Consider the following 23,002-nt stretch of genomic DNA (forward strand, 5'->3'; position numbering starts at 1 on the left):
GAGTTGCTCAACAGGTCGACGGCTCAGCGCGCGAAGACCAGCAGCAGGATCACCGTCAGGATGGCGCTGACCAGGATCGAGCCGAGACAGCCGATCCGGTTCGAGAAGAAGACGAACATGCCGGGCGGCGTACCCGCCCCGGCTGCCTTTGATCCTCGGGCAGCCGGGGCGTGGGTCCGGGCGGCTGAGTGTCAGGCGGCGACCGGCTGTTCGACGCGTACCGTCGAGGCCTCGGCGCGGGCGATGGGGCCGGCGGGCAGCGCGGCGACCCCGGCCCCGACGGCGACGGCCGCCCCGGCGAAGAGGAAGGCCCAGGGTACGCCGCCGGCGTGGTCGACGATCAGCCCGGCCACCGCGCCCCCGGCGGCGCTCGCCGCCACCGACATGGTGACCACCCAGGTGTACGCCTCGTTCAGCATGCCGGCCGGGGCGATCCGGCCGACCAGGGTGTTCTCCAGGGTCAGCGCGGGAGCGATGGTGGCCCCGCCGAGCACCAGCGCCACGCCGAGCGCGGACGGGGTCGGCATCACCGCGAACACGGCGAAGCTGGCCGCGACGGCGGCGAGCAGCCAGGCGAACTGGCGGGTCATGTTGGCGGCCGGCCGGCGTACGCCGAACCAGAAGCCCCCGACGGCGCTGCCGATGCCCCAGACGGCGAGCAGCACGCCGGCGAGGCTCTCCGGGTCGTCGGCGGCGGCGTTCCCGGCGAAGGCCGGGACGGTCACCCCGGCGGCCCCGAACGCGATGCCGATGCAGGCGACGCAGAGCAGCAGGGCCGGGAAGCCACCGACCCGCAGCGGGCCGAGCCCCTTGGCCTGGTGCTCGTGCGGGTGCGGGCGCCAGTTGCGCATCACCTGGCCGAGCGCGACGGCGGTGGTCCCGACCAGGGTGACCACCGCCGCCCCGACCAGCGCGGCGGCGGCGTCGGCGAACAGGACGAACCCGGCCACCAGCAGCGGGCCGAGCACGAAGACGACCTCGAAGAGCGAGGTCTCCGCGGCGAGCGCGGTGTTGCGCAGGTGGGCCCGGCCGGAGGCGGGGGTGGTCAGGTCGTTCCAGGCGCCGCGGATGGCGGCGGTCAGCGGCGGGTAGGTGGCCCCGGCGACCCCGGCGGCCACGTAGATCAGGGCGAGGCTGCCGGCCCCGGACTGGCTGGCCCAGAGCAGCCCGAAGAGGGCGAGCGGGTGGGCGACGGCGGTGACCAGCAGCACCGGGGTGGGGCCGACCCGGTCGGCGGCCCGCCCGGCGACCGGGCTGAGCGCGGCGCCGGAGAGTGCGTAGATGCCGCCCGCGACCGCGGCGAGGGAGTACCGGTTGGTCACCCCCTGCACCACGAGCAGCAGCGCCAGCGGGGTCATGCCGATCCCGAGCCGGCCGATGATGCCGAGGATCAGCAGCATCGGCGCGCCGGGAATCCGCCAGACGCCCAGATACTGGCGCAGAGCGCGCACGGGTACACCTCCGAGGAGACAGGTAATGGGTGGAATACCTTCCGACCCTAACGCCCCAGCTCATCCTGGAGGTGGTCGGCTCGCTCACACCGGGTCGAAAACGGCTCCGCCCGCGTCCGGCTGTCGGACGCGGGCGGAGACCAGGTCGGTCAGCGCTGGAACTGCACCGGGCCGGCGTTGCGGGCCATCTGCTCCAGCCGGGCCACCCGCTGCTCCATCGGCGGGTGGGTGGAGAACAGGGCCGCGACACCGCCACCCCGCTTGAACGGGTTGTCGATCATCAGGTGGGCGGTGCTGGTGAGCTGACCCTGCGGCGGCAGCGGGCGCATCTGGGTACCCATGTGGATCTTCCGCAGGGCACTGGCCAGGGCCAGCGGGTCCCGGCTCAGCTCGGCGCCGGACTGGTCGGCCTGGTACTCGCGGCTGCGGCTGATCGCGAGCTGGATCACGGTGGCCGCGATCGGGCCGAGGATCATGGTGAGCAGCAGCACCGCCGGGTTCGGGCCGTCCTCGTCGTCCGAGGAGCCCAGCGGGATGAACCAGGCGAGGTTCGCCAGCATGGTGATGATGCCGGCCAGCCCGGCCGCCACGCTGGAGATGAGGATGTCCCGGTTGTAGACGTGGGACAGCTCGTGGCCGATCACCCCGCGCAGCTCGCGGTAGTCGAGGATCTCGACGATGCCCTGGGTGACGCAGACCGCCGCGTGCTGCGGGTTACGCCCGGTGGCGAACGCGTTGGGCTGCGACGTGGGGCTCACGTAGAGGCGGGGCATGGGCTGGCCCGCCTGGGTGGACAGCTCGCGGACCATCCGGTACAGCTCGGGGAACTCTGCCTCGCTGACCGGTTGCGCCCCCATCGAGCGCAGTGCGAGCTTGTCGGAGTAGAAGTAGGTGACGCCGTTCATCAGCAACGAGACGACGACGGCGATGACGAGGCCGCCGCTCCCACCGAACCAGTAGCCGACCGCGAGGATCAGCGAGGTCAACAGGCCGAGCAGCGCTGCGGTCTTCAGACGGTTGTGATGCACGATCGCTCCTTCGGTGCGCGGACCCGCGCGAGGGCCGCTGACCGGTTCAACAACACCGGTACCCGTCAACCATCCTGCCCATGGCTGAAAGTTGGCTGGGAATCTCTGTGAGCCGGCTGTGCCGTCTGCGCACGGAGGGACAAAACGCCGGTCAGCGGGCGGCCAGATCCAGGACGAGTTGCGGAGCGAAGCCGACCACCACGGCCAGGGCGGTGGCGGCCCCGAGGGCCACGACCACCATCCGCGCCGGGCGGGCCGTGGCCGGGCCGGGCGCCGCGTACAGGGTGGCAGCGAGGCGCAGGTAGTAGGCCAGGCCGAGTACCGCGTTCAGCGCCACCACCAGGGCGAGCCAGCCCGCGTGCCCGGCCAGCAGCGCGCGGACCACCGTCACCTTGGCGAACAGGCCGGCCAGGCCGGGTGGCAGGCCGGCCAGCCCGACCAGCGCGAGCGCGAACGCGCCACCCATCCACGGATGCCGTCGGGCCGCGCCGCGCAGGTCGGCCAGGGTGCCGCCGTCGCCGTCCGCCGGGCGCAACGCCACCAGCGCCGCGAAGGCGGCCAGCTCCAGCAACACGAAGAAGACGGCGTACGCGACGGCCGCCGCGTACGCCTCGGCGCGGGCGTCAGCGGTGCGGCCGGCGGCCAGCGCGAGCGCGCCCAGCGGGGCGAGAATGTAGCCGGCCTGGGCCACCGAGGACCAGGCGAGCAGCCGGACGGTACGCCGCTGACGCAGCGCCACCAGGTTGCCGACGGTCATGGTGAGCACCGCCAACCCGGCCAGCACCGGCCCGGTCACGGTGGCCGGCAGCGCCCGTTGCACCACCGCGAGCAGGGCCACCACCCCGCCCAGCTTCGACGCCGTCGACAGGTACGCGGCCACCGGCAGCGGCGCGCCGTCGTACGTGGCCGGGGCCCAGGCGTGGAACGGGACGGCGGCGACCTTGAACGCCAGCCCGGCCACCACCAGCGCCACGGCGACCGTGGTGAGCGGCAGGTCGCACAGCTCCGCGTCGGCGGCCAGGGTGACGCCGAGCCGGTCCAGGTGCAGGCCGCCGGTCACCGCGTAGAGCAGTGCCGCACCGAGCAGGGTCACCGTGGTGGCCACCACACTGACCACGAAGAAGGTGACCGCCGCCTCGGCTCCGGCCAGGCTGCCCCGGCGCAGCCCGACCAGCACGTAGAGCGGCAGGGTGAGCGTCTCCAACGCCACGACCAGGGTGATCAGGTCGCCGGCCGCGCCGAGCACCACGCCGCCGGTCATCGCGCAGGCGAGCAGGAAGCAGTGTTCTCCCACCGGGATCCGGCCGGCCCGCAGCAGCGGGCCCGAGAGCGCCAGCACACCGAGGGTGAGCAGGGCGAAAACCGCCCCGACCAGGGCGGCCCGGCCGCCGTAGACGTAGGAGCAGTCGGCGGCGACGCAGAAGGTACGCCGCTCGCCGCCCGTACCGGCCAGGGCCGCGCCGAGCGCGGTGGCCGCCGCGCCGGTCGCCGCCACCGCCACGGTGACGGCGGGGCGGGCCACCAGGAGGTCGGCCAGGAGCACGAGCACGGCCGTGCCGGCGGCCAGGTACGCCGGCAGCAGCGCCACATGGTCCACGCTCTGCACCAGACTCATCCGGGCTCACCTTCGGTCACGACTGCGGGCCTCACCGGAGAACCCCCAGCAGGGCGTCGACCGGTCCGGAGGCGTACGACAGGACGAGCGCCGGGGCCAGGCCGACGGCGAGGGCGAGCAGCACCAGCGGTGCCCAGGCGGTCAACTCCGCCCCGGCCAGCCCCGGCGCGACCCGCCCGACCGCCGGGCTGGGCCGGCCGTGGGTCACCCGGCGCAGCAGCCGCAGCAGGTACGCGGCGGCCAGCGCCCCACCCAACGCGGCCAGCACCGCGAGCGTGGTCCAGAGCGGGCCGCCCCGCCGTACGGCGGCGACCACGGCGAACGCCTCGCCCCAGAAGCCGGCCAGCCCAGGCAGCCCGAGCGAGGCGACCGCCGCGAAGCCGAGCAGCCCGGCCAGCCGGGGCGCGGTCTCCCGCAGCCCGGACAGTTCGGCGAGCGCCCCGGTGTGGGTACGGTCCTTGATCGCCCCGGCCAGGAAGAAGAGCAGCCCGGTGATCACGCCGTGCGCGATGTTGCCGATCAGCGCGGCCTGCAACCCGGTGGCGGTGAGCGTGGCGATCCCGAGCAGCACGAAACCCATGTGCCCGACGCTGGAGTACGCGATCAGCCGCTTCAGCTCGTCCTGCGCGAGGCAGACCAGGCCACCGACCAGGATCGCCGCGACGGCCAGCACCCCGAGCACCGGGGCGGCCCAGCGGGCGCCCTCCGGAGCCACCCCGACCGCCACCCGGATCAGGCCGTACGTGCCCATCTTCAGCAGCACCCCGGCGAGGATCACACTGCCCACGGTGGGCGCCTGGGTGTGCGCGTCGGGCAGCCAGGAGTGCAGCGGCCAGAGCGGGCTCTTCACCGCGAAGGCCAGTGCCAGCAGGGTGAACGCGGCGAGCTGGGTGCCCCGGGACAGCCCGGTCCCGCCGGTCAGCGCGACCAGGTCGGCGGTGCCCGCGGTGGTGACCACCAGGTAGACGCCGACCAGCAGCAGCACCGAGCCCAACAGGGTGTAGAGGACGAACTTGCGGGCCGCCCGCCGCCGGTCGTCGCCACCCCAGCCGGCGATCACCGCGTACATCGGGAGCAGCACGACCTCGAAGAACAGGAAGAAGAGCACCAGGTCGAGGGCGAGGAAGGTGCCCAGGATGCCCACCTCGACCACCAGCAGCAACGCCACCAGCGCCCGACCGCTGCCGCCGCCTTCGGGCACCCGCCACAGCGTGTACCCACAGCAGAGCAGCGTGAGCAGGGCGGTGAGCACCACCAACGGCCAGGAGATGCCGTCCACCCCGAGGTGGAAGCGCAGGTCCAGGCCGGGCACCCAGGGCAGGTCGAGCTCGTGCCAGGGGAGCACGCCGGGCGTCGGCCCGTAGCGGAACCAGCCGCGGTCACCGCCGCCGACCAGCGGCAGGGTGGCGAGCAGGGTCAGCGCGGCAGCGACGGTGCCGACCAGGCGGCCGGCCCGGTCGCCCGGGGTGGCCGCCACCGCGACCGCGCCCACAGCGGGCACCGCCAGGACCGCGACCAGCAGGAACTGCCCGAACGTCATGAGGTCACTCCGATCAGGGCGACCGCGAGGCCGATCAGCAGCGCACCGGCCAGCACGCCGGCCGCCGCGCGCGGCAGGGCCGCCCGGTGCAGCGCGGCCAGCCCGCCGCCCAACCCCACGGCGGCCCGACCGCTCCCCTCCACCAGGCCGTCGACCCCCCGCTCGTCCCCGGCCCGCACGGCCCGGGCCAGCGCGGTCGTCGGGCGTACCACGAGGGTGTGCTGGACGTCGTCGAGCCGGAACGCCCGGGCGAAGACCGGCCGCAGCGGGCCCAGGAAGCGCGCCGGGTCGGCGGCCGGGTCGCGGCGCCAGCCGAACCACGCCACGCCCACCCCGATCAGCAGCAGCACCAACGCCAGCACCAGGGCGGTGCCGACGTGGACCAGCGAGGTGCCGAAATCGGTCAGCTCCGCCTCGGTGACCGGCGCGAAGATCCGATCGGTGAAGGGCGTCCAGAAGGCGGCCAGGCCGAGCAGCGCGGCCGGCACCGCCAGCAGCAGCACCGGCCAGCGCATCACCCCCGGTGGATCATGCGGGCGGACCAGCGGGCTGCGCGCGGCGCCGAAGAAGGTACGCAGCAGCAGGCGGGTGGCGTACCAGGCGGTGATCGCGACGCCGAGCAGCCCGGCCAGCCACACCAGCCAGCCCACCCAGGCGTAGCCCGGGCCGCCGCCGTGCAGCGCGGCGACCTCAGCGGCGGCGAGCACCCCGTCCTTGCTCCAGAACCCGGACAGCGGCGGCACCCCGGCGAGCGCGCCCAGGCCGACCAGCATGCACCAGAAGGTGGCCGGCATGCCGGACCGGAGGCCACCCATCCGGGACATCAGGGTGCTGCCGACGGTGTGGATCACCGCGCCGGCCGCGAGGAACAGCAGCGCCTTGAACGCGGCGTGGGTGAGCAGGTGGAACAGCGCCGCCGTGGGCGCGCCGACGGCGAGCGCCCCGGTCATGTAGCCGATCTGGGAGACCGTCGACCAGGCCAGCACCCGCTTGATGTCGTCCTGCGCGGTGGCGGCGAGCGCGCCGAGCAGCAGGGTGACCGCGGCCATCACCCCGAGCACGGCCAGCGCGACCGGGGCGCGCTCGAACAGCGGGTAGAGCCGGGCGACCGCGTACACCCCGGCGGCGACCATGGTGGCGGCGTGGATCAGCGCGGAGATCGGCGTGGGGCCGGCCATCGCGTCCGGCAGCCAGGTGTGCAGCGGGAACTGGGCGCTCTTGCCGGCCACCCCGGCGAGCAGCAGCAGGCAGGCGGCGGTGAGCGTACCGGTCGAATAGTCGTGGGCCAGCACGTCCGCGATCCGGAAGCTGCCGGCGCCGACGCCGAGCAGAGCGATACCGAGCAGGAAGCCGACGTCACCGACCCGGGTCACCAGGAACGCCTTCACCGCGGCCCCCGGTGCCTCCGGCAGCCGCCGGTCGTGGGCGATGAGCAGATACGAGCAGATGCCCATCACCTCCCAGCCGACCAGCAGCAGGATCAGGTCGCCGGAAACCACCACGGTCAGCATCGCGGCGGTGAAGAGGCTGATCTGCGCCGAGTACGGCGGGTACCGGTGGTCCACGTCGACGTCGTCGTGCGGGCCGCGCTTCAGGTAGCCGATCGAATAGACCTGCACGGCCAGGGCCACCGCGGTCACCGCGGTGGCGACCAGCACCGCCACCCCGTCCAGCCGGTAGCCGAGGGTGACCCGGAGCCCGCCGAGGTCGACCCACGTCGTGCCGGACTCGACGAGGTGGTCGGTGCGGATCAGCAGCACGAGCGCGATCAGCAGCGCCGCGGCGGCACCGGTGACGCCGAGGGCGATCGCCGCCCGGCGCGACCGCGTCTCGCCGAGCGCGTGGTCGCGCGGAGACGGTGGCAGCAGCAGGCCGAGCAGACCGGCGGCCAGTGGTACGGCCGGCAGCAGCGGCGCGAGCCAGGTGGTCGCGCCGGTCACCATGGTCCCGTCACTCACCGCGACACCTCGTCACCTTTCCTGGCCGCCGGCTGCGGCGCCGGCTCGGTCAGCGGCACGTCGTCCACGGTGACGCTGGCCCGCAGCCGGTAGAGCTGGAGCACGATGGCCAGCCCGACGCCGATCTCGGCGGCGGCGAGCACGATCACGAAGAGCGCGAACACCTGGCCGGCGTGCGGAAGCTGGGCCCGGACCGTGGTGTCCGCGGTGACCAGGATCAGGTTGACGGCGTTCAACATCAACTCGACGGCCATCAGCACCAGGACGGCGTTACGACGCCGCAGCACGCCGTAGACGCCGAGACCGAACAGCAGCGCGGCGGTGACGTACGGGACGACCGGCCTCACGGGCGCCCGCCCTCATCGGCGGCCGGGACCGCCACGCCGGACGGACCGGCCGCCGGCGCGTCGGCCGGTCGGGGACGGAACGGACCGGGCGGCGCCACACCGGCCGGGTCCGGCCGGGCCGCGCCGGGACGGCCGATGTCGGTACGCGAGAGCACGATCGCGCCGACCAGCGCGGCGAGCAGCAGCACCGAGAGCACCTCGAACGGCAGCACCCAGGAGCGGAACACCTGTTCGCCCAGACGCTCGGCGGTGCCGGCGGCGGGCAACTCGACCCGGGACCAGCGGAACGCGTCGACCAGCAGCACGGCCAGGCCCAGCCCACTGCCGCCGCCGATCAGCGCGGCCGGCCAGCCGGGCCGGTCCAGGTCGTCCGAGGCGCCGATCGGGGCCCGGGTCAGCATCACCGCGAACAGCAACAGCACCACCACCGCGCCGACGTAGATCAGCACCTGCACCCAGGCCACCAGCTCGGCGGTGAGCACCAGATAGTCGCCGGCCAGCGCGCCCAGGCAGACCACCAGCCAGAGGCCGGCCCGGACCAGGTGCCGGGTGCCCACCACCAGCGCGCCGGCACCCACCGCCACCGCGCCCAGGGCGAGCAGCAGCACGTCCGCACCGGTCATGAGGCAGCGCCTCCGCCCTGCTCGGGGCGTACCCGGGAAGGGGCCGGACGCGCGGCGGGGGCCGCGGCCTTGCGGGCGGCGGTGGTCTCCTCCTTGGACGGGTCGCCGTGCGGGTCGTGGGCCGGCGGCGGCGGTACGGTGGCCATCCACTCGCCCAGGTGGTCCTTGTCGTGCAGCAGGTCCTTGATGTCGTACTCGGCGTACTCGAACTCCGGTGACCAGTAGAGCGCGTCGAACGGGCAGACCTCGACGCAGATGCCGCAGTACATGCAGAGCGAGAAGTCGATGTCGAACCGGTCGAGCACGTTACGCTGGCGGGGGCGGGCGGCGCCGGGCACCGCCACCTCCTCCTTGTGCGAGTCGATGTAGATGCACCAGTCCGGGCACTCCCGGGCGCAGAGCATGCAGACCGTGCAGTTCTCCGCCAGCAGCGCGATCACCCCGCGGCTACGGGGTGGCAGCTCGGGAGCCACGTCCGGGTACTGCTGGGTGGTCGAACGGCGGGTCATCGTCTTCAGCGTGACCGCCAGCCCCTTCACCAACCCCTGGCCTGGCACGCCGCTCCGCTCGCTCATGTCGCCCATCCTGCCCTGTGCCATCGGCGGGCGCGACCACCACCCGGCGTATTGCGGGACCGCGGTGGCTCGGGTGGCTGTGGGGCGGGCGCGTCATCGGATCGTCGACGGCCCGCCGGATCACTCGCCGGTCGCGGTGAACCCCGGCGAGGGCGGGATCATCTCCACGCCGAGCTGCTGGAGGACCTGGAACAGCTCGTTGACGCTCCACACGTCCACGATCCGGCCGTTGTCGTCGAAGCGCAGGAAGGTCGCCCCCGAGTAGCTGACCACCTGGCCGGTCGGCGGCACCGGGCCGAACTGCCCGGCCTGGGTGCCGGCGGCCCGCCAGTGCAGGGCCACCCGGTCACCGGAGGCCACCACGTCCACGATCTTGTAGCGCAGGTCGGGGAAGGCCGCCCGCCGTTCCCGATGCCAGGCCAGCGTGCCCGCCGGGCCGGTGCCGCCCAACCCCGGGCAGTCCTCGGCGACCAGCTCGTACGCGGTCTCCTCGCGGGTCGCGTTCCACACGTCGGCGATGAAGCGTCGGGCTACGGCCTCCACATCGGTCACCGCGGCAGCCTATCGCCGACGGTTGCGCCGGGCCTGCCGGACCGGCCCGCGACGACAATGATGGGACGGGACGACAGCGAATTGAGGTGACGCAGTGACCGAGAGCAGCGACGAGATCCTGGACCGGACCGGCGGCAGGTACGTCGAGCCGGGCGGCGAGTTCACCCGGGATCAGCGCTACATCGCCACCCGGATCACGGCCGACGGGCGGACCGGCTGGCCGGTGGAGCCCGGCCGGTACCGGCTCGCGGTGAGCCGGGCCTGTCCGTGGGCCAACCGGTTGATCATCGTCCGCCGGTTGCTCGGCCTGGAGGATGCCATCTCGATGGCGGTGGCCGGCCCGACCCACGACAAGCGGAGCTGGACCTTCGACCTCGACCCGGGCGGGCGGGACCCGGTGCTCGGCATCGAGCGGCTGGCAGACGCCTACTTCAAGCGCTTCCCCGGGTACGAGCGGGGCATCACCGTGCCGGCGATCGTGGACGTACCGACCGGCCAGGTGGTCACCAACGACTACGCGCAGATGAGCCTGGACCTGTCCACGGAGTGGGCGGCGTACCACCGCGAGGGGGCGCCCGACCTCTACCCAGAGCGGCTACGCGCCGAGATCGACGAGGTCAACGCCGCGGTCTTCGCGGACGTGAACAACGGCGTCTACCGGTGCGGCTTCGCCGGCAGCCAGCAGGCGTACGAGAAGGCGTACCACCGGCTCTTCGACCGGCTGGACCGGCTCAGCGAACGGCTGGCCGGACAGCGCTATCTGGTCGGCGACACGATCACCGAGGCGGACGTGCGACTGTTCACCACGCTGGTCCGCTTCGACCCGGTCTATCACGGCCACTTCAAGTGCAACCGGCAGAAGCTCACCGAGATGCCGGTGCTCTGGGCGTACGCCCGGGACCTGTTCCAGACCCCCGGCTTCGGTGACACGGTCGACTTCGACCACATCAAGCGGCATTACTACGAGGTGCACCGGGACATCAACCCGACGGGGGTGGTGCCGCTCGGTCCGGAGCTGTCGAACTGGCTCACCCCGCACGGCCGGGAGGCGCTCGGTGGCCGCCCGTTCGGCGACGGCACCCCGCCCCACCCCCGCTCGAACCCGTCGACCCCGCCCACACCCCACTGCCCATCGGCTGAGTGTGAGAAGGGTCCCCTTCTCTACCGGAGGCGTTAAGAAGGGGACCCTCCTTACAGCGCTAGGCGGACGGCGGCGGTGAGTACGAGCTGGGCGAGGGCCAGCGGCACCAGCACCAGCCAGCAGAGCCGCTGGAGCTGATCCTCGCGCAGGCGCGGATAGCTCACCCGGAGCCAGATGATCACGAACGCGACGGCGAAGACCTTGAGCAGCGTCCACAGCCAGCCGAGCTGGGCGTCGGCGAACGGGCCCTGCCAGCCGCCGAGGAACAGCACGGTGGTCAGCGCGGCGATCACCACGATGCCGACGTACTCGGCGAGCAGGAAGAACGCGAAACGCAGGCCGGTGTACTCGGTCATGTAGCCGAAGACCAGCTCGGAGTCGGCGACCGGCATGTCGAACGGGGGTCGCCGGATCTCGGCCAACCCGGCGACGAAGAAGATCACCATCGCCGGCGCCTGCCAGAGCAGCCACCAGGGCCGCCACGCCTCGACGATCCCGGGCAGGCTGAGCGTCCCCGCCGCCATCGCCACCGACGCGGCGGCCAGCACCAGCGGCAGCTCGTAGCCGAGCAGCTGGGCCGCGCCGCGCAGTCCACCGAGGAGGCTGTACTTGTTGGCCGAGGCCCAGGCCGACATGAGCACCGCCAGCACCCCGATGCCGACCACGGCCAGCACGAAGAACAGGCCGATGTCCAGCGGCTGCCCGACCAGGTCGCCCGGGCCGAGCGGGATCACCAGCAGGGCGAGCAGGTACGGCACCAGGGCCACCGCGGGCGCCAGCCGGAACACCGCCCGGTCCGCGTCCCGCGGGGTGACGTCCTCCTTCTGCACGAACTTGAGGCCGTCGGCGACCAGCTGCGCCCAGCCGTGGAAGCCGCCCGCGTACATCGGGCCGAGCCGGCCCTGCATGTGCGCCATGACCTTGTGCTCGGTCTGCCCGACGACCAGCGGCAGGACGAGGAACGCGACCAGCACGCCCGCCACCCGCACGACCAGCTCCAACCAGGCCGGCATCAGGCGTCACCCTCCTCGGGCCCGGGTCCGGGGGCAGGCTCCTGTCGGGGCGGACCGGTCGGGCGCTCGCCGGGCAGTGGGCGCCCGGGTGGTCCGGGCTCGGCCGCCGCCGGACCCGCCGAACGCTCACCCGCCGGTCGCTCGCCGGTCGTCGGACGAGCCGGGCGCTCGCCGGTCGCCGGGCGGGCCGGGCGCTCGCCGGGGGCGGGACGCGCGGGGCGTTCCCGGGCCGGGCGGGCCGGCGTACCCCCGCGGGGGCCCTCACCCGCCCCGGCCGCGCCGGCGGGCGTGGGCGTGCTCCCCCACTCCCCCGGCGCCGGCACGCCCGGCGGCCGCACCGGCCGGCGGCCACCGCCGGCCTCCGATTCCCCCGGCTCCTTCGCGCCCGGCCACGGCTTGGCCACCCGGGAGGCGAGCACGAACTCCTTGCGCAGCGGATGCCCCTCGAACTCCGGCGGCAGCAGCAGCGGGCGCAGCTCGCCGTGCCCGTCGAACGAGACGCCGAACATCTCGTACGTCTCGCGCTCGTGCCAGGCGGCACCGGGGAAGAGGTCGACGATGGACGCCACCACCGGCGTCTCGCGGGGCACCCGGGTACGCAGCAGCAGCCCGTGCCGGTGCCGCGTGGACCACAGGTGGACCACCACGTCGAAGCCCTCGGCCAGCTCGTCGACCGCCGACAGCCAGTCGAAGAAGTCGCCGTGCAGCTCGGCGTCGTCGCGGGCCGCGCGCACCGCGTCCCGCCAGCTCGCCACGGGTACGTCGACCGTGGCGCGGGCGTACCGCTGACCGCCGGAGACCGACGCGGTGGCCTCGACGGGCGCGAGCAGCGCGACCAACCGCTGGCCGATCTCTTCCGGAGTCATGCCGCTGATCCTATGGCCGCCGGCCGCCACCCGCGTCGGGCCGCCCGCGCTCCCGGTGCCGGGATCCGCCGCTTTGCCGGCGGACGGCCGCCCGGCGGGGAAAGATGAGCACCGTGCGCGCTGTGACTGTGACTCCCGGGGTCCCCGACTCGCTGCGGCTGGTCGAGGAGTGGCCCGAGCCGGCCGCGGAGGAGGGCGCCATCCTGGTGGAGGCGCTCGCGGTGGGCATCTGCGGGACCGACCACGAGATCATCACGGGCGCGTACGGCGAGGCGCCGCCCGGCCAGGAACGGCTGGTGCTCGGGCACGAGTCGCTCGGCCGGGTGCTGGAGGACCCGACCGGCACCCTGCAACCCGGCGACCTGGTGGCCGGCATCGTGCGGCACCCGGACCCGGTGCCCTGCCCGAACTGCGCCGTCGACGAATGGGACATGTGCCGCAACGGCCTGTACACCGAGCACGGCATCAAGGCGTTGCCCGGCTTCGCCCGGGACCGTTGGCGGGTGCAGCCGAAGTTCGCCGTCGGCCTCGACCCGGTGCTCGCCCCGGTCGGGATGCTGCTGGAGCCGACCAGCGTGGTGGCGAAGGCGTGGGACCACATCGAGCGGATCGGCGCGCGGGCCGAGTGGAAGCCGCAGAGCGTGCTGGTCACCGGGGCCGGCCCGATCGGACTGCTGGCCGCGCTGCTGGCCACCCAGCGCCAGCTCTCTGTACACGTGCTGGACCGGGCCACCACCGGGCCGAAACCGGAACTGGTGCAGGCGCTCGGCGCGACCTACCACACCTCGCCAGTGAGCGAGCTGGACTTCGCGCCGGACGTGGTGGTGGAGTGCACCGGCGCGCCCTCGGTGGTGCTGGACTGCATGTACAAGGCCGGACCGACCGGCATCATCTGCCTGACCGGGGTGTCCAGCGGCGGCCGGACCATCGATCTCGACGCGGGCGCCCTCAACCGGGAGCTGGTGCTGGAGAACAACGTGGTCTTCGGCTCGGTGAACGCCAACCGGCGGCACTGGGAGCTGGCCGCAGAGGCGCTCGCCCGGGCCGACCAGTCCTGGTTGAACTCGCTGATCACCCGCCGGGTGCCGGTCTCGTCGTACGCCGAGGCGTACACCTCGTCGGGCGGGGACATCAAGGTGGTGCTGGACTTCGAGCGGTAACGCCGGAGCCTTATTCGGCCGGCGGTCGGACCGGCGGCGCGGTGAGTGACTCCACCGGGCGCGGTGTGCTCTCCGCGGGCCGCGGGTCGACCGGTGGGGCGAGCCGGTCGGGGCGGGGCACCCCGCCGAGACCCGACTCCTCGGCGGCGATCTTCTCCTGGAGGCGGAGGATGCCGTGCAGCAGCGCCTCCGGCCGGGGCGGGCAGCCGGGCACGTAGACGTCGACCGGGATGAGCTGGTCGACCCCCTTGGTCACCGAGTACGAGTCCCAGTACGGGCCGCCGCAGTTGGAGCAGGCGCCGAAGGAGATGACGTACTTCGGCTCGGGCATCTGGTCGTAGAGCCGTTTGATCGCCGGGGCCATCTTGTCGGTGACCGTGCCGGAGACCACCATCAGGTCGGCCTGCCGGGGGCCGTGGGCGAACGGGATCACCCCGAGCCGCATGAAGTCGTGCCGGCCCATGCTGGTGGCGATGAACTCGATGGCGCAGCAGGCCAGCCCGAAGTTGAACACCCAGAGCGAGTAGCGGCGGCCCCAGTTCAGCACGAACCGGATCGGCTCACCGAGCACCGCCGGCAACTGCACCTCGGGCCTCCCTCATATGTCCCCAACATGACAGTCAACCACAGCGTCGGGGCCGTCACCGGCGCAACCACGGCCGAGATCGACGCGTGTGACCGGAGTGGGCCGCACCGACGGCGCCGTGCACGGGAGGACCAGATGACGATGACGGGGGAGCCACAACTCGGCGTGCCGCCACCCGCGGGGACAGCGGAGCGGACCGAAGAGTCCGAGGGGATCGACTTCGACCGGCTCTATCATGCGCATTTCCGGTCGCTGACGCTCCAGCTCGTCGCGTACTGCGGCGACCTGTCGCAGGCGCAGGATCTGGTCCAGGAGGCGTTCTGCCGGGCGTTCGCCCGCTGGTCCCGGGTGTCCCGCTACGACGATCCGCTCGCCTGGATACGCCGGGTCGCCTGGAACCTCGCCACCAGCCGCTGGCGCCGGCTGCGCACCGCCCAGTCCTGGCTGCGCCGGCAGCGCGTGGAGCACGTGCCGGGACCGGGTCCGGACCGGGTGGCGCTGACCGCCGCCCTGGCGATGCTCCCCGCCAGGCACCGCCGGGCGGTGGTGCTGCACTACCTGGCGGATCTCTCCGTCACGCAGATCGCGGAGCAGGAGGGGGTGCCGGAGGGCACGGTCAAGTCCTGGTTGCACCGGGGTCGGGTCTCGCTGGCGGAGCAGCTCGCCGGCACGAACGAGGTGAACGACAAATGACTGAGCGCGACAAGATCCTGGTCAGCGACGAGTTCGCCGCGTTCCGCGAGGCGTACGCCCCGGCGGTGCTGCCGGCCGGCCCGGGAACCGTGCGGCGGACGGTACGCCGGCGGCGCCGGCGCGCGGCGGTCGTCACCGCGGCCGTGGTGGCTCTGGCCGTGGCGATCCCGGTCGTGGCGAACGCGGCCCTGGTCGGGCGTTCCGGTCCGTCGCCCGCACCGGCCGACACCGGCGGCCCGACCCCGTCGGTGACCGCTCCATCGCCGACCCCCTCCCCGACGCCGAGCCTGTCCCCGACGACGCCGCCACCGAGCACGGCCAGCGCCACGCCGGCCGCCCCGGACGGCCGGATCAGCCGTAAGGCGCTGCTCGCCGCCCGGGTCGACCTCGCTGCCTGGTCCCTGTTCAAGACGGGGTACGCGCCGAAGACCTGCGTCAGCCAGGGGGTACGGCTGGACCCGGGGCCAGGGACGATTCCGGAATCCGTGCCGGTGCTGCTGGGTGACCCGAAGTACGGCGACCTGGACGGCGACGGCGCTGTCGAGACGGTGGCCCTGATCGGTTGCCGGTTCGGCGAGCCCACGGCCAAGCAGCTGGTCGCGTTCGACCGGGACACGGCCGGCCGGATCGTCACCCTGGGCTGGATCGTCGGCACCCGGCCCGGCCTGGAGAACATCACCGCGTTCACGGTGGAGCCGGACGGGCGTGTCCGGGCCAAAGTCGCGGACAGCCAGCCCTGCTGCGGTGCCCCGGGCTACTGGGCCCAGCAGCAGTGGCAGACGTACTCCTGGGACGGTGGGTACTTCACCCTGACCGGGGGGCGGGCTGACTTCGGGCCGGACCCCCGGCTCACCGACCTCGCCGTGACCCCCGGCGCCCTCGTCCTCGACCCGCCGGACGAGAGCGGGATGCGGCCGGGCACGCTCAGCGTCACGGTCCGCAACAAGGGCCCGGTCGACGTGCCCGAGTTGGGCTTCGCCTACGTCAACACGATCGGGACGCCCGCCGGCGGTGATCTCGCGGACTGCAAAATGGAGTCACGGACCAGTTGGCACGCCTGCCTCCTGGGCAGCCTGCCGGCGGGCAGGACCCGCACGTACACCTTCCGGTTCCTGGTCGACCCCGCGTCGCTGGGCGACCCGAAGGACGTGAAGGTCCTGCACTTCGACTCCGCCGGGCGGCAGTGGAACGACCTGGACGACGGGGACAACGCGGTCATGCTCCAGGTGAAGCCCTGAAGGTTCAGCGCGTCCGGCAGCACGTGGAGAGCCGGGAATCACGACGGTTCCGGGCTCTCCACGTTCCGGCGGTCACCAGGCCGGGCGTTGCAGCAGACTGACGAACTCGGCCAGCAGGCGTTCCCGCACCGCCACCGGGGCGGCGTCGAGCAGGGTGTTCACCACCGCCATCCGGTCCGGCGCCGGGCCGGTGCCGAGCCCCAGACCGGCGGCCAGCCCGGCGACCAGCTCCGGGGTGAGCGCCTCCGGGGCCAGGCTTCCGGCGAGCGCGAGCAGCTCGGCCGGCAACACGACCGGACCGGCGGCACGCGCCGCCGCGACCGCCTCGGCCAGCGCCGGGCCGAACTCGGCCACCCGGGGGGCCACCGCCGCGGTCACCGTCAGGTGCACGCTGGCCGGCAGTCCGGCGTACGCGAGCTGGGGCTGGGTGTGCCAGCCCCGGGCGGTCAGCTCGTCGACCAGCACGAACAGGTCGAGGCCCGGGTCGTCGCTGGTGAGGCAGACCACGGTGGACTCCGGCTCGGCCAACAGCCGCAGCCCGTCGACCGCGCGGACGGCGTCGGCCAGCCCGGACACCGCCTCCCGGGTCAGCGCCGCCAGCCGCAGATAGCCGTCCTCGCCGAGATGACGCAGGGTGGCGTACGCGGCGGCGATCGGCCCGCCCGACCGGGTCGAGGCGATCACCGGGTTCACCATCGTGTACCCGGGCCAGTCGGCGTACGCGAAGTACTGCGGGGCGCGCAGTCCGGCGTCCCGGTGCAGCAGCACCGACACCCCCTTCGGGGCGTACGCGTACTTGTGCAGGTCGACGGAGATCGAGGTGACCCCGTCGACGGCGAAGTCGAACGGCGGCACCGGTGCGCCGAGCCGCCGCAGCCAGGGCAGGGCCCACCCGCCGAAGCAGGCGTCCACGTGGCAGCGCACCCCGGCCGACGCCGCCACCGCCGCGATCTCCGCGACCGGGTCGACGACGCCGTGCGCGTACGACGGGGCAGAGGCGGCGACGAGCACGGTCTCCGGCCGGATCGCGGCGGCCACGTCGGCGGGCGCCGGGCGCAGGGTGACCGGGTCCACGGGCACCGCGTCGAGTGCCACCCGCAGGTAGTGGGCCGCCTTGGCGAAGGCGGCGTGCCCGCTGACCGGCACCACGATCCGCGGCTCGGCGAGGTCGGGCCGGGCGTCCCGGGCCGCCTTCACGGCCAGGATCAGCGACTCGGTGCCGCCGCTGGTGACGCTGCCGACCACGTCCGGCGCGTTCGTGCCCGGGCCGCCGCCGAGCAGCCGGGCAGCCGCCGCGACCAGGGCGTTCTCCATCGCCAGCAGGGACGGAAAGGCGGTCGGGTCGAGCCCGTTGACGTGGGCGCTCTCCGCGTACGCGGCCCGGGCCAGCTCGTCCAGCCCGGCCACCCCCGGGTCGTAGACGTACGCGAACAGCCGCCCACCGTGCGTGGGCCGATCCCCGGCCCGCAGTGCCCGAACCTCGTCGAGCACCTGCTGGGCGGGCACTCCCTCGGCGGGCAACGCGCCCGTACCTTTCTCGGTCATCGACTGGTGGCACCCTTCTCGTCGCGAATCAGCGGGTCGGTCGGCACCCGGGCAGCGGGTACGCCGGCCGAGCGGGTCACCGCGGCGAGGCGCGCGGCGGTCAGGTGGTAGCCGCGCAGCAGCAGCACCGGCACCCCGACCAGCAGCGCCGGTAGGACGGTGAAGCCGAGGAGGACGCCGAGGCGGGCGGCGTCGGTCTGGGCGGCGGCGACGCCGGTCGACGACGAGACGTACCCGGAGAGCTGGAGGACCAGGCCGTAGAGGCCGGGACCGAGGGCGAGGCCGAAGGTCTCCCCGGCCGTCCAGAGCCCGGTGAACACGCCGGCCTGCCGCCGGCCGGTGCGAGCGGTGTCGTACGCGATGCAGTCGGGCAGCATGGCGAGCGCGAAGACCTGCTGGCCGGCGTAGCCGGCGCCGATCAGCGCGACCACCGCGTAGACCCCGACGGCCGGGAGTGCCGGGGCGGCGACCAGGGCCAGCGCGCCGGCCGCGAAGAGCAGCGACGCGGCGACCAGCCCGGCCCGTTTGCCGGCCCGCGCGCCGACCCGGGTCCAGACCGGCATGACCAGCAGTGCCGGCCCGACGAAGCAGGCGAAGAGCAGGGTCGGCCCGGTCCGCGGGGCGTGGAGCACCTGGTCGGCGAAGTAGCTCACCCCGGCCAGCACGGTCGCCACCCCGGCGGACTGCACGACGAAACAGATCAGCAGCGCCCGGAACGGCCGGTTGTGGCCGGCGACCGCGAGTTGGGCGCGCAGGCTCGGCTCGGTCTCCCCCACCGTTCCGGTCGGGGCGGACCGGGTGCCGAGGAACACGCCCAGTGTGCCGGCCGCGACCAGCGCGGCCACGAAGAGGCCCATCCAGCGATGCCCCGGCACGCCGTCGCCGCCAGCGGCCACCACCGCCGGGGCCACCGCGCCGGAGACCAGGATGGCCAGCGCCAGCACCGCGATCCGCCAGCTCATCAGCCGGGTACGCTCCGCCGGATCGCCGGTCAGTTCGGCCGGCATCGCCACGTACGGCACCTGGAAGAAGGCGAACGCGGTCGCGGTGGCCAGGAAGGCCAGCGCCACGTACACCCCGGCGGCCGGGCCGGCCCCGAACGGCGCGGCGAAGATCGAGGCGAAGAGGACGGCCAGGGCCAGCCCACCGCCGAGCAGGTACGGCCGGCGCGCGCCCCAGCGGGAGCGGGTCCGGTCGGAGATCCGCCCGGCGACCGGGTTGACCAGCACATCCCACGCCTTGGGCAGGAGCACCAGCGCGGCGGCCACGCCGGCCGCGACGCCCAACGTGTCGGTGAGGTACGGCAGCAGAAGCAGCCCGGGCACGGTCCCGAACGCCCCGGTAACCAGGGAGCCCAGCGCGTAGCCGGCGTGCACTCGGCGGGGCAATCGTCCGGCGGACCCCGGACCTGTCCCGCTCATGGTGCCGGATGCTACTCACGTTATGGGGTGAGTCATATCCCCTCCTCCGGTGACCAGGCCGCCGCCATGTCCACCCCGGATGGGCGCAACGGACAGCCCTCGGCCCGCAGCCGGGCCCGCGCCTCCACCTCGTGCCCCGGCGGCAGCCGCCCCGCCGAGTTCACCACCCGGTGCCAGGGCACCGCGCCGCCGTGCCGGGCCATGATCGAACCGACCAGCCGGGCCGAGGCTCGCCCCGAGCGCTCGGCGAGCGCGTCCGCCACCGCCCCGTACGACATCACCCGGCCCGGCGGGATCCGCTCGACCAGATCGAGCACCGCCTCGACGTACTCGTCAGGTGTCATGACCGGCCACGATATGGGAACGCGCGCGGGCCCCGCCGACCCGGACGCGCAGAATGGTCGGGTGCGTGAAGCAGTCATCTCGGCCCGCCGGATCGTCGTCAAGATCGGTTCGTCCTCGCTGACCACGGCGGCGGGCGGCCTGGACGACGCCCGGGTCGACGCGCTGGTCGACACACTCGGCGCGCTGGCCGCCGCCGGCCGCGAGGTGGTGCTGGTCTCCTCGGGCGCGATCGCCGCCGGCCTCGCCCCGCTCGGCCTGGCCCGACGCCCACGCGACCTGGCCACCCAGCAGGCCGCGGCCAGCGTCGGGCAGGGCCTGCTGATCGGCCGGTACGCGACCAGCTTCGCGCGGCACGGGCTGACCGTCGGGCAGGTGCTGCTCACCGTCGACGACGTGACCCGACGCGCGCACTACCGCAACGCGTACCGGACCCTGCGCAAACTGCTCGACCTGCGGGCGGTGCCGATCGTCAACGAGAACGACACGGTGGCCACCGAGGAGATCCGGTTCGGCGACAACGACCGGCTCGCCGCCCTCGTCGCCGCCCTGGTCGACGCCGACCTGCTGGTGCTGCTGTCGGACGTGGACGCGCTCTGGACCGGCAACCCGGCCCGTCCGGGCAGCACCCGGATCACCGAGATCCACGGCGAGGGCGACCTGGCCGGCGTCGACATCGGTGGCGCGGGCCGGGCCGGGGTGGGCACCGGGGGCATGGTCACCAAGGTCGAGGCGGCCCGGATCGCCACCGGCTTCGGCATCCCCGTGGTGCTGACCGCCGCGCCGCTGGCCGCCGGCGCGCTGGGCGGCGAACCGGTCGGCACCTTCTTCCACCCGAGCAGCCGGCGCCCGGCCGCCCGGCTGTTCTGGCTGGCCCACGCCACCGCGCCCCGGGGCCGCCTGCATCTCGACCCCGGTGCGGTGCAGGCGGTGGTGGGGCGGCGCAAGTCGCTGCTCCCGGCCGGGATCGTCGCGGTGGACGGCGCGTTCACCGCCGGTGACCCGGTGGACCTGGTGGACACCGAGGGCGCGCCGGTCGCCCGGGGGCTGGTCAACTACGACGCGGTGGAGCTGCCCGGGCTGCTCGGCCGCTCCACCTCGGAACTCGCCGCGGCCCTCGGCCCGGCGTACGAACGTGAGGTCGTCCACCGCGACGACCTGGTACTGCTGTAAGCAGGGTCCCCCTGTTAACGCCTGGCGTTGTACAGGGGCCCCTCCTAACCACCGGAGGAGTGCAGGATGAGCGTCGTGGAGCAGGCCCGGCGAGCGCGGGACGCGGCTGAGGAGTTGGCTGTCGCCACCCGTACGGCGAAGGACGCCGCGCTGCACGCGATGGCCGACGCGCTGGTGGCGCGTACCCCGGAGATCCTGGCCGCGAACGCGACGGACCTGGCGGCCGGGCGCGCGGCCGGGCTGACCGAGGCGGTGCTGGACCGGCTGGCCCTCGACGCGGGCCGGGTCGCCGGCATCGCCGACGCGCTGCGCCAGATGGCCGCCCTGCCCGACCCGGTCGGCGAGGTGGTCCGCGGCTCGACCCTGCCCAACGGCCTGGAACTGCGGCAGGTCCGGGTGCCGTTCGGCGTGGTCGGCATCATCTACGAGGCCCGGCCGAACGTGACCGTGGACGCGGCCGGGATCTGCCTCAAGTCCGGCAACGCGGCGCTGCTACGCGGCTCCTCCTCGGCCGCGCACTCCAACGCCGCCCTGGTCACCGTACTCCGCGACGCGATCGCCGAGGCCGGCCTGCCGGCCGACGCGGTGCAGCTCCTCGACGCCAGCTCCCGCGACTCCGTCAAGGAACTGATGCGCGCCCGGGGCCTGGTCGACGTGCTGATCCCGCGCGGTGGCGCGTCACTGATCCGGACCGTGGTCGAGGAGTCGACCGTGCCGGTGATCGAGACCGGGGTGGGCAACTGCCACGTCTACGTGGACGCCGCCGCCGACGTCGCCAAGGCCGTGGCGATCACCCTGAACGCCAAGACCCAGCGCCTCTCCACCTGCAACACCGCCGAGTCGCTGCTGGTCCACGCGGACGTCGCGGACGCCTTCCTGCCCGCGATGCTGGCGGCCTTCGCCGACGCCGGGGTCACCGTGCACGGCTCCCCGGAGGTCGCGGCCCACTCCGACGCGGTCGTCCCTGCGACCGAGGAGGACTTCGCCACCGAGTACCTCTCGGCCGACATCTCGGTCGCCGTCGTCGACTCACTCGACGCGGCGGTCGCGCACATCCGGCGGTACGGCACCGGCCACACCGAGGCGATCGTCACCGACTCCCAGGCAGCGGCCCGGGAGTTCGTGGCCCGGGTCGACGCGGCGGCGGTGATGGTGAACGCCTCCACCCGGTTCACCGACGGCGGCGAGTTCGGCTTCGGCGCGGAGATCGGCATCTCCACCCAGAAGCTGCATGCCCGGGGCCCGATGGGACTGCCCGAGCTGACCAGCACCAAGTACGTCGTCACCGGTGACGGTCACCTGCGCTGACCGCCTCGCATCCGGCGCCTCTCGGCGTCGGCCCTGGGGATCGAGGGCCGGCCCACGATCTCGGGGAAAGGCACGATCCATGCCATCGCCGCGACATGAGCCGTGAGGAGCAGACGATGATCATGGATGCGACGCTCGCCCGCATCAACCAAGGGGTGCAGTTGCATCATCAGCAGGGCCAGCGTGCGGCTGCTCGCGACGTGTTCGCGCAGATCTGGGATGAGATCGGCGGGGAGCGGGGCGACCCTCTGCACGTTTGCGTCCTCGCGCACGCGATGGCCGACGTGCAGGACGACGTCCACCAGGAGTTGGTCTGGGATCAGCGAGCCTTGGCGGCGGCCGACCTGCTCACCGATGCCCGGGTGGCGCAGGCTGGGGTGGCGCTGCCGGTGGCCGGTCTGTATCCGTCGTTGCATCTCAACCTGGGTGAGTGCTATCGCAAGCTCGGCGATCTCGGCCGTGCTCGCGAGTACCTCCAGCGCGCGCAGGCGGGGATCGGCGCGCTTGGCGATGACGAGTACGGGCAGTTGATCAAGGGCGGCCTGGATCGGCTGGCGCGGCTGCTGACCTCCGAGTAGGCGCGCGCTGCCGAAGGCGCACGCCTACGGGGGTCGGCCCGCAGGTTGCGGCAGATTGTGGTCTCCGGCGACGGGGAGACCACGAATTGCCGCAACCTGAGTGGATCGCCCGCCCGGATCGGTGGCGGTCCGACCCGGGTGAGGGAGACGGGGACGGCAATCAGCCGAGGGGCAATTCCTCGCCCGCCGTCGCGCCGTTGGGTGGCGGTGAGGCGGCGGCAGGCGGCGCGCCGGCCGCCTGCGGTACGG

Annotated in this window: 20 protein-coding genes and 2 pseudogenes; 7 read left to right on the forward strand and 15 right to left on the reverse strand. The window is 73.8% G+C overall.

Annotation, left to right across the window (positions count from 1 at the left end; genetic code table 11):
- Positions 1 to 191 precede the first annotated feature (191 nt).
- The 9 genes from GA0070604_RS28155 to GA0070604_RS28195 all read right to left on the reverse strand — a co-directional run bounded on the left by GA0070604_RS28155 (position 192) and on the right by GA0070604_RS28195 (position 9,689).
- Positions 192 to 1,451 carry an MFS transporter gene (locus tag GA0070604_RS28155; RefSeq protein ID WP_091125233.1) on the reverse strand — a complete coding sequence of 420 codons (1,260 nt, stop codon included), beginning with the start codon at positions 1,449 to 1,451 and terminating at the stop codon, positions 192 to 194.
- Between the two features lie 149 nt (positions 1,452 to 1,600).
- Complete coding sequence (gene htpX / locus GA0070604_RS28160) at positions 1,601 to 2,479, reverse strand: zinc metalloprotease HtpX (protein ID WP_091125237.1); 879 nt, start codon at positions 2,477 to 2,479, stop codon at positions 1,601 to 1,603.
- A 151-nt stretch (positions 2,480 to 2,630) separates the two neighbouring features.
- Positions 2,631 to 4,094 (reverse strand): NADH-quinone oxidoreductase subunit N, encoded by a 1,464-nt coding sequence (locus GA0070604_RS28165; RefSeq protein WP_091125242.1) that lies wholly within the window; start codon positions 4,092 to 4,094, stop codon positions 2,631 to 2,633.
- 31 nt (positions 4,095 to 4,125) lie between these two features.
- On the reverse strand, positions 4,126 to 5,634 hold the full coding sequence (locus GA0070604_RS28170) for a complex I subunit 4 family protein (RefSeq protein WP_091125246.1): 1,509 nt from the start codon (positions 5,632 to 5,634) through the stop codon (positions 4,126 to 4,128).
- Complete coding sequence (locus GA0070604_RS28175; RefSeq protein WP_167363636.1) at positions 5,631 to 7,577, reverse strand: NADH-quinone oxidoreductase subunit 5 family protein; 1,947 nt, start codon at positions 7,575 to 7,577, stop codon at positions 5,631 to 5,633. Before GA0070604_RS28175 ends, GA0070604_RS28170 begins: the two co-directional genes overlap by 4 nt.
- Positions 7,578 to 7,588: 11 nt before the next feature.
- Positions 7,589 to 7,939 carry an NADH-quinone oxidoreductase subunit NuoK gene (gene nuoK / locus GA0070604_RS28180; protein ID WP_091125250.1) on the reverse strand — a complete coding sequence of 117 codons (351 nt, stop codon included), beginning with the start codon at positions 7,937 to 7,939 and terminating at the stop codon, positions 7,589 to 7,591.
- Positions 7,936 to 8,562: an NADH-quinone oxidoreductase subunit J family protein gene (locus GA0070604_RS28185; RefSeq protein WP_244162101.1), complete on the reverse strand. Its 627-nt coding sequence runs from the start codon at positions 8,560 to 8,562 to the stop codon at positions 7,936 to 7,938. The genes nuoK and GA0070604_RS28185 overlap by 4 nt, the downstream gene beginning before the upstream one ends.
- Positions 8,559 to 9,146 carry a NuoI/complex I 23 kDa subunit family protein gene (locus GA0070604_RS28190; protein WP_091125253.1) on the reverse strand — a complete coding sequence of 196 codons (588 nt, stop codon included), beginning with the start codon at positions 9,144 to 9,146 and terminating at the stop codon, positions 8,559 to 8,561. Before GA0070604_RS28190 ends, GA0070604_RS28185 begins: the two co-directional genes overlap by 4 nt.
- Before the next feature lie 111 nt (positions 9,147 to 9,257).
- Complete coding sequence (locus tag GA0070604_RS28195) at positions 9,258 to 9,689, reverse strand: ester cyclase (RefSeq protein ID WP_091125255.1); 432 nt, start codon at positions 9,687 to 9,689, stop codon at positions 9,258 to 9,260.
- Between the two features lie 94 nt (positions 9,690 to 9,783).
- Between GA0070604_RS28195 and GA0070604_RS28200 the strand changes: the two are divergent.
- Positions 9,784 to 10,829 (forward strand): annotated as a pseudogene (locus GA0070604_RS28200) (glutathione S-transferase family protein).
- Positions 10,830 to 10,880: 51 nt separating this feature from the next.
- Here GA0070604_RS28200 and nuoH read toward each other — a convergent pair.
- A complete protein-coding gene (nuoH, locus tag GA0070604_RS28205; protein ID WP_091125258.1) occupies positions 10,881 to 11,843 on the reverse strand; it encodes an NADH-quinone oxidoreductase subunit NuoH in 963 nt (320 codons plus the stop codon).
- 266 nt (positions 11,844 to 12,109) lie between these two features.
- Positions 12,110 to 12,709, reverse strand: a pseudogene (locus GA0070604_RS28210) (NADH-quinone oxidoreductase subunit C); the annotation flags it as partial.
- Between the two features lie 113 nt (positions 12,710 to 12,822).
- Between GA0070604_RS28210 and GA0070604_RS28215 the strand changes: the two are divergent.
- Positions 12,823 to 13,869 carry a glucose 1-dehydrogenase gene (locus GA0070604_RS28215; RefSeq protein ID WP_208602181.1) on the forward strand — a complete coding sequence of 349 codons (1,047 nt, stop codon included), beginning with the start codon at positions 12,823 to 12,825 and terminating at the stop codon, positions 13,867 to 13,869.
- Positions 13,870 to 13,879: 10 nt separating this feature from the next.
- Here the strand turns inward: GA0070604_RS28215 and GA0070604_RS28220 are convergent, their stop codons facing one another.
- The gene (locus tag GA0070604_RS28220) at positions 13,880 to 14,455 is read right to left on the reverse strand and encodes an NADH-quinone oxidoreductase subunit B (RefSeq protein ID WP_091125270.1); all 576 of its coding nucleotides are present in this window, start codon (positions 14,453 to 14,455) and stop codon (positions 13,880 to 13,882) included.
- 135 nt (positions 14,456 to 14,590) lie between these two features.
- Here GA0070604_RS28220 and GA0070604_RS28225 point away from each other — a divergent pair, with 135 nt between their 5' ends.
- Both GA0070604_RS28225 and GA0070604_RS28230 read left to right on the forward strand, forming a co-directional pair.
- The gene (locus tag GA0070604_RS28225; RefSeq protein WP_091127469.1) at positions 14,591 to 15,148 is read left to right on the forward strand and encodes a SigE family RNA polymerase sigma factor; all 558 of its coding nucleotides are present in this window, start codon (positions 14,591 to 14,593) and stop codon (positions 15,146 to 15,148) included.
- The gene (locus GA0070604_RS28230; RefSeq protein WP_091125273.1) at positions 15,145 to 16,386 is read left to right on the forward strand and encodes a hypothetical protein; all 1,242 of its coding nucleotides are present in this window, start codon (positions 15,145 to 15,147) and stop codon (positions 16,384 to 16,386) included. The genes GA0070604_RS28225 and GA0070604_RS28230 overlap by 4 nt, the downstream gene beginning before the upstream one ends.
- 72 nt (positions 16,387 to 16,458) lie before the next feature.
- Here the strand turns inward: GA0070604_RS28230 and GA0070604_RS28235 are convergent, their stop codons facing one another.
- From GA0070604_RS28235 to GA0070604_RS28245, 3 genes are read right to left on the reverse strand one after another with little or no spacing between them, the layout of a single operon-like run.
- Positions 16,459 to 17,931, reverse strand: coding sequence for a pyridoxal phosphate-dependent decarboxylase family protein (locus tag GA0070604_RS28235; RefSeq protein ID WP_091125276.1), 1,473 nt, complete (start codon positions 17,929 to 17,931; stop codon positions 16,459 to 16,461).
- A complete protein-coding gene (locus GA0070604_RS28240) occupies positions 17,928 to 19,352 on the reverse strand; it encodes an MFS transporter (protein ID WP_091125278.1) in 1,425 nt (474 codons plus the stop codon). Before GA0070604_RS28240 ends, GA0070604_RS28235 begins: the two co-directional genes overlap by 4 nt.
- A gap of 32 nt (positions 19,353 to 19,384) precedes the next feature.
- Entirely contained in the window at positions 19,385 to 19,696 is a 312-nt protein-coding gene (locus tag GA0070604_RS28245; RefSeq protein ID WP_091125281.1) for an MGMT family protein, read from the reverse strand.
- Between the two features lie 13 nt (positions 19,697 to 19,709).
- Between GA0070604_RS28245 and proB the strand changes: the two genes are divergently transcribed.
- The 3 genes from proB to GA0070604_RS28260 all read left to right on the forward strand — a co-directional run bounded on the left by proB (position 19,710) and on the right by GA0070604_RS28260 (position 22,753).
- Positions 19,710 to 20,867, forward strand: a complete 1,158-nt coding sequence (gene proB, locus GA0070604_RS28250; protein WP_091125284.1) for a glutamate 5-kinase — start codon at positions 19,710 to 19,712, stop codon at positions 20,865 to 20,867.
- Between the two features lie 66 nt (positions 20,868 to 20,933).
- Positions 20,934 to 22,175: a glutamate-5-semialdehyde dehydrogenase gene (locus GA0070604_RS28255; protein WP_091125286.1), complete on the forward strand. Its 1,242-nt coding sequence runs from the start codon at positions 20,934 to 20,936 to the stop codon at positions 22,173 to 22,175.
- Between the two features lie 95 nt (positions 22,176 to 22,270).
- A complete protein-coding gene (locus GA0070604_RS28260; RefSeq protein WP_244162102.1) occupies positions 22,271 to 22,753 on the forward strand; it encodes a tetratricopeptide repeat protein in 483 nt (160 codons plus the stop codon).
- Positions 22,754 to 23,002 lie beyond the last annotated feature (249 nt).

Origin of the sequence: Micromonospora eburnea (genome assembly GCF_900090225.1) — a bacterium.
Classification (GTDB): domain Bacteria; phylum Actinomycetota; class Actinomycetes; order Mycobacteriales; family Micromonosporaceae; genus Micromonospora; species Micromonospora eburnea.

Excerpts from the sequence above, each read along its gene's own strand:
- GA0070604_RS28230 (WP_091125273.1), top strand. The coding sequence starts at position 15,145 with ATGACTGAGCGCGACAAGATCCTGGTCAGCGACGAGTTCGCCGCGTTC.
- GA0070604_RS28240 (WP_091125278.1), bottom strand. The coding sequence starts at position 19,352 with ATGAGCGGGACAGGTCCGGGGTCCGCCGGACGATTGCCCCGCCGAGTG.
- GA0070604_RS28245 (WP_091125281.1), bottom strand. The coding sequence starts at position 19,696 with ATGACACCTGACGAGTACGTCGAGGCGGTGCTCGATCTGGTCGAGCGG.
- GA0070604_RS28260 (WP_244162102.1), top strand. The coding sequence starts at position 22,271 with ATGAGCCGTGAGGAGCAGACGATGATCATGGATGCGACGCTCGCCCGC.
- GA0070604_RS28170 (WP_091125246.1), bottom strand. The coding sequence starts at position 5,634 with ATGACGTTCGGGCAGTTCCTGCTGGTCGCGGTCCTGGCGGTGCCCGCT.
- GA0070604_RS28235 (WP_091125276.1), bottom strand. The coding sequence starts at position 17,931 with ATGACCGAGAAAGGTACGGGCGCGTTGCCCGCCGAGGGAGTGCCCGCC.
- nuoH (WP_091125258.1), bottom strand. The coding sequence starts at position 11,843 with ATGCCGGCCTGGTTGGAGCTGGTCGTGCGGGTGGCGGGCGTGCTGGTC.
- GA0070604_RS28255 (WP_091125286.1), top strand. The coding sequence starts at position 20,934 with ATGAGCGTCGTGGAGCAGGCCCGGCGAGCGCGGGACGCGGCTGAGGAG.
- GA0070604_RS28225 (WP_091127469.1), top strand. The coding sequence starts at position 14,591 with ATGACGATGACGGGGGAGCCACAACTCGGCGTGCCGCCACCCGCGGGG.
- proB (WP_091125284.1), top strand. The coding sequence starts at position 19,710 with ATGGGAACGCGCGCGGGCCCCGCCGACCCGGACGCGCAGAATGGTCGG.
- GA0070604_RS28190 (WP_091125253.1), bottom strand. The coding sequence starts at position 9,146 with ATGGGCGACATGAGCGAGCGGAGCGGCGTGCCAGGCCAGGGGTTGGTG.
- GA0070604_RS28165 (WP_091125242.1), bottom strand. The coding sequence starts at position 4,094 with ATGAGTCTGGTGCAGAGCGTGGACCATGTGGCGCTGCTGCCGGCGTAC.
- GA0070604_RS28185 (WP_244162101.1), bottom strand. The coding sequence starts at position 8,562 with ATGACCGGTGCGGACGTGCTGCTGCTCGCCCTGGGCGCGGTGGCGGTG.
- GA0070604_RS28175 (WP_167363636.1), bottom strand. The coding sequence starts at position 7,577 with ATGGTGACCGGCGCGACCACCTGGCTCGCGCCGCTGCTGCCGGCCGTA.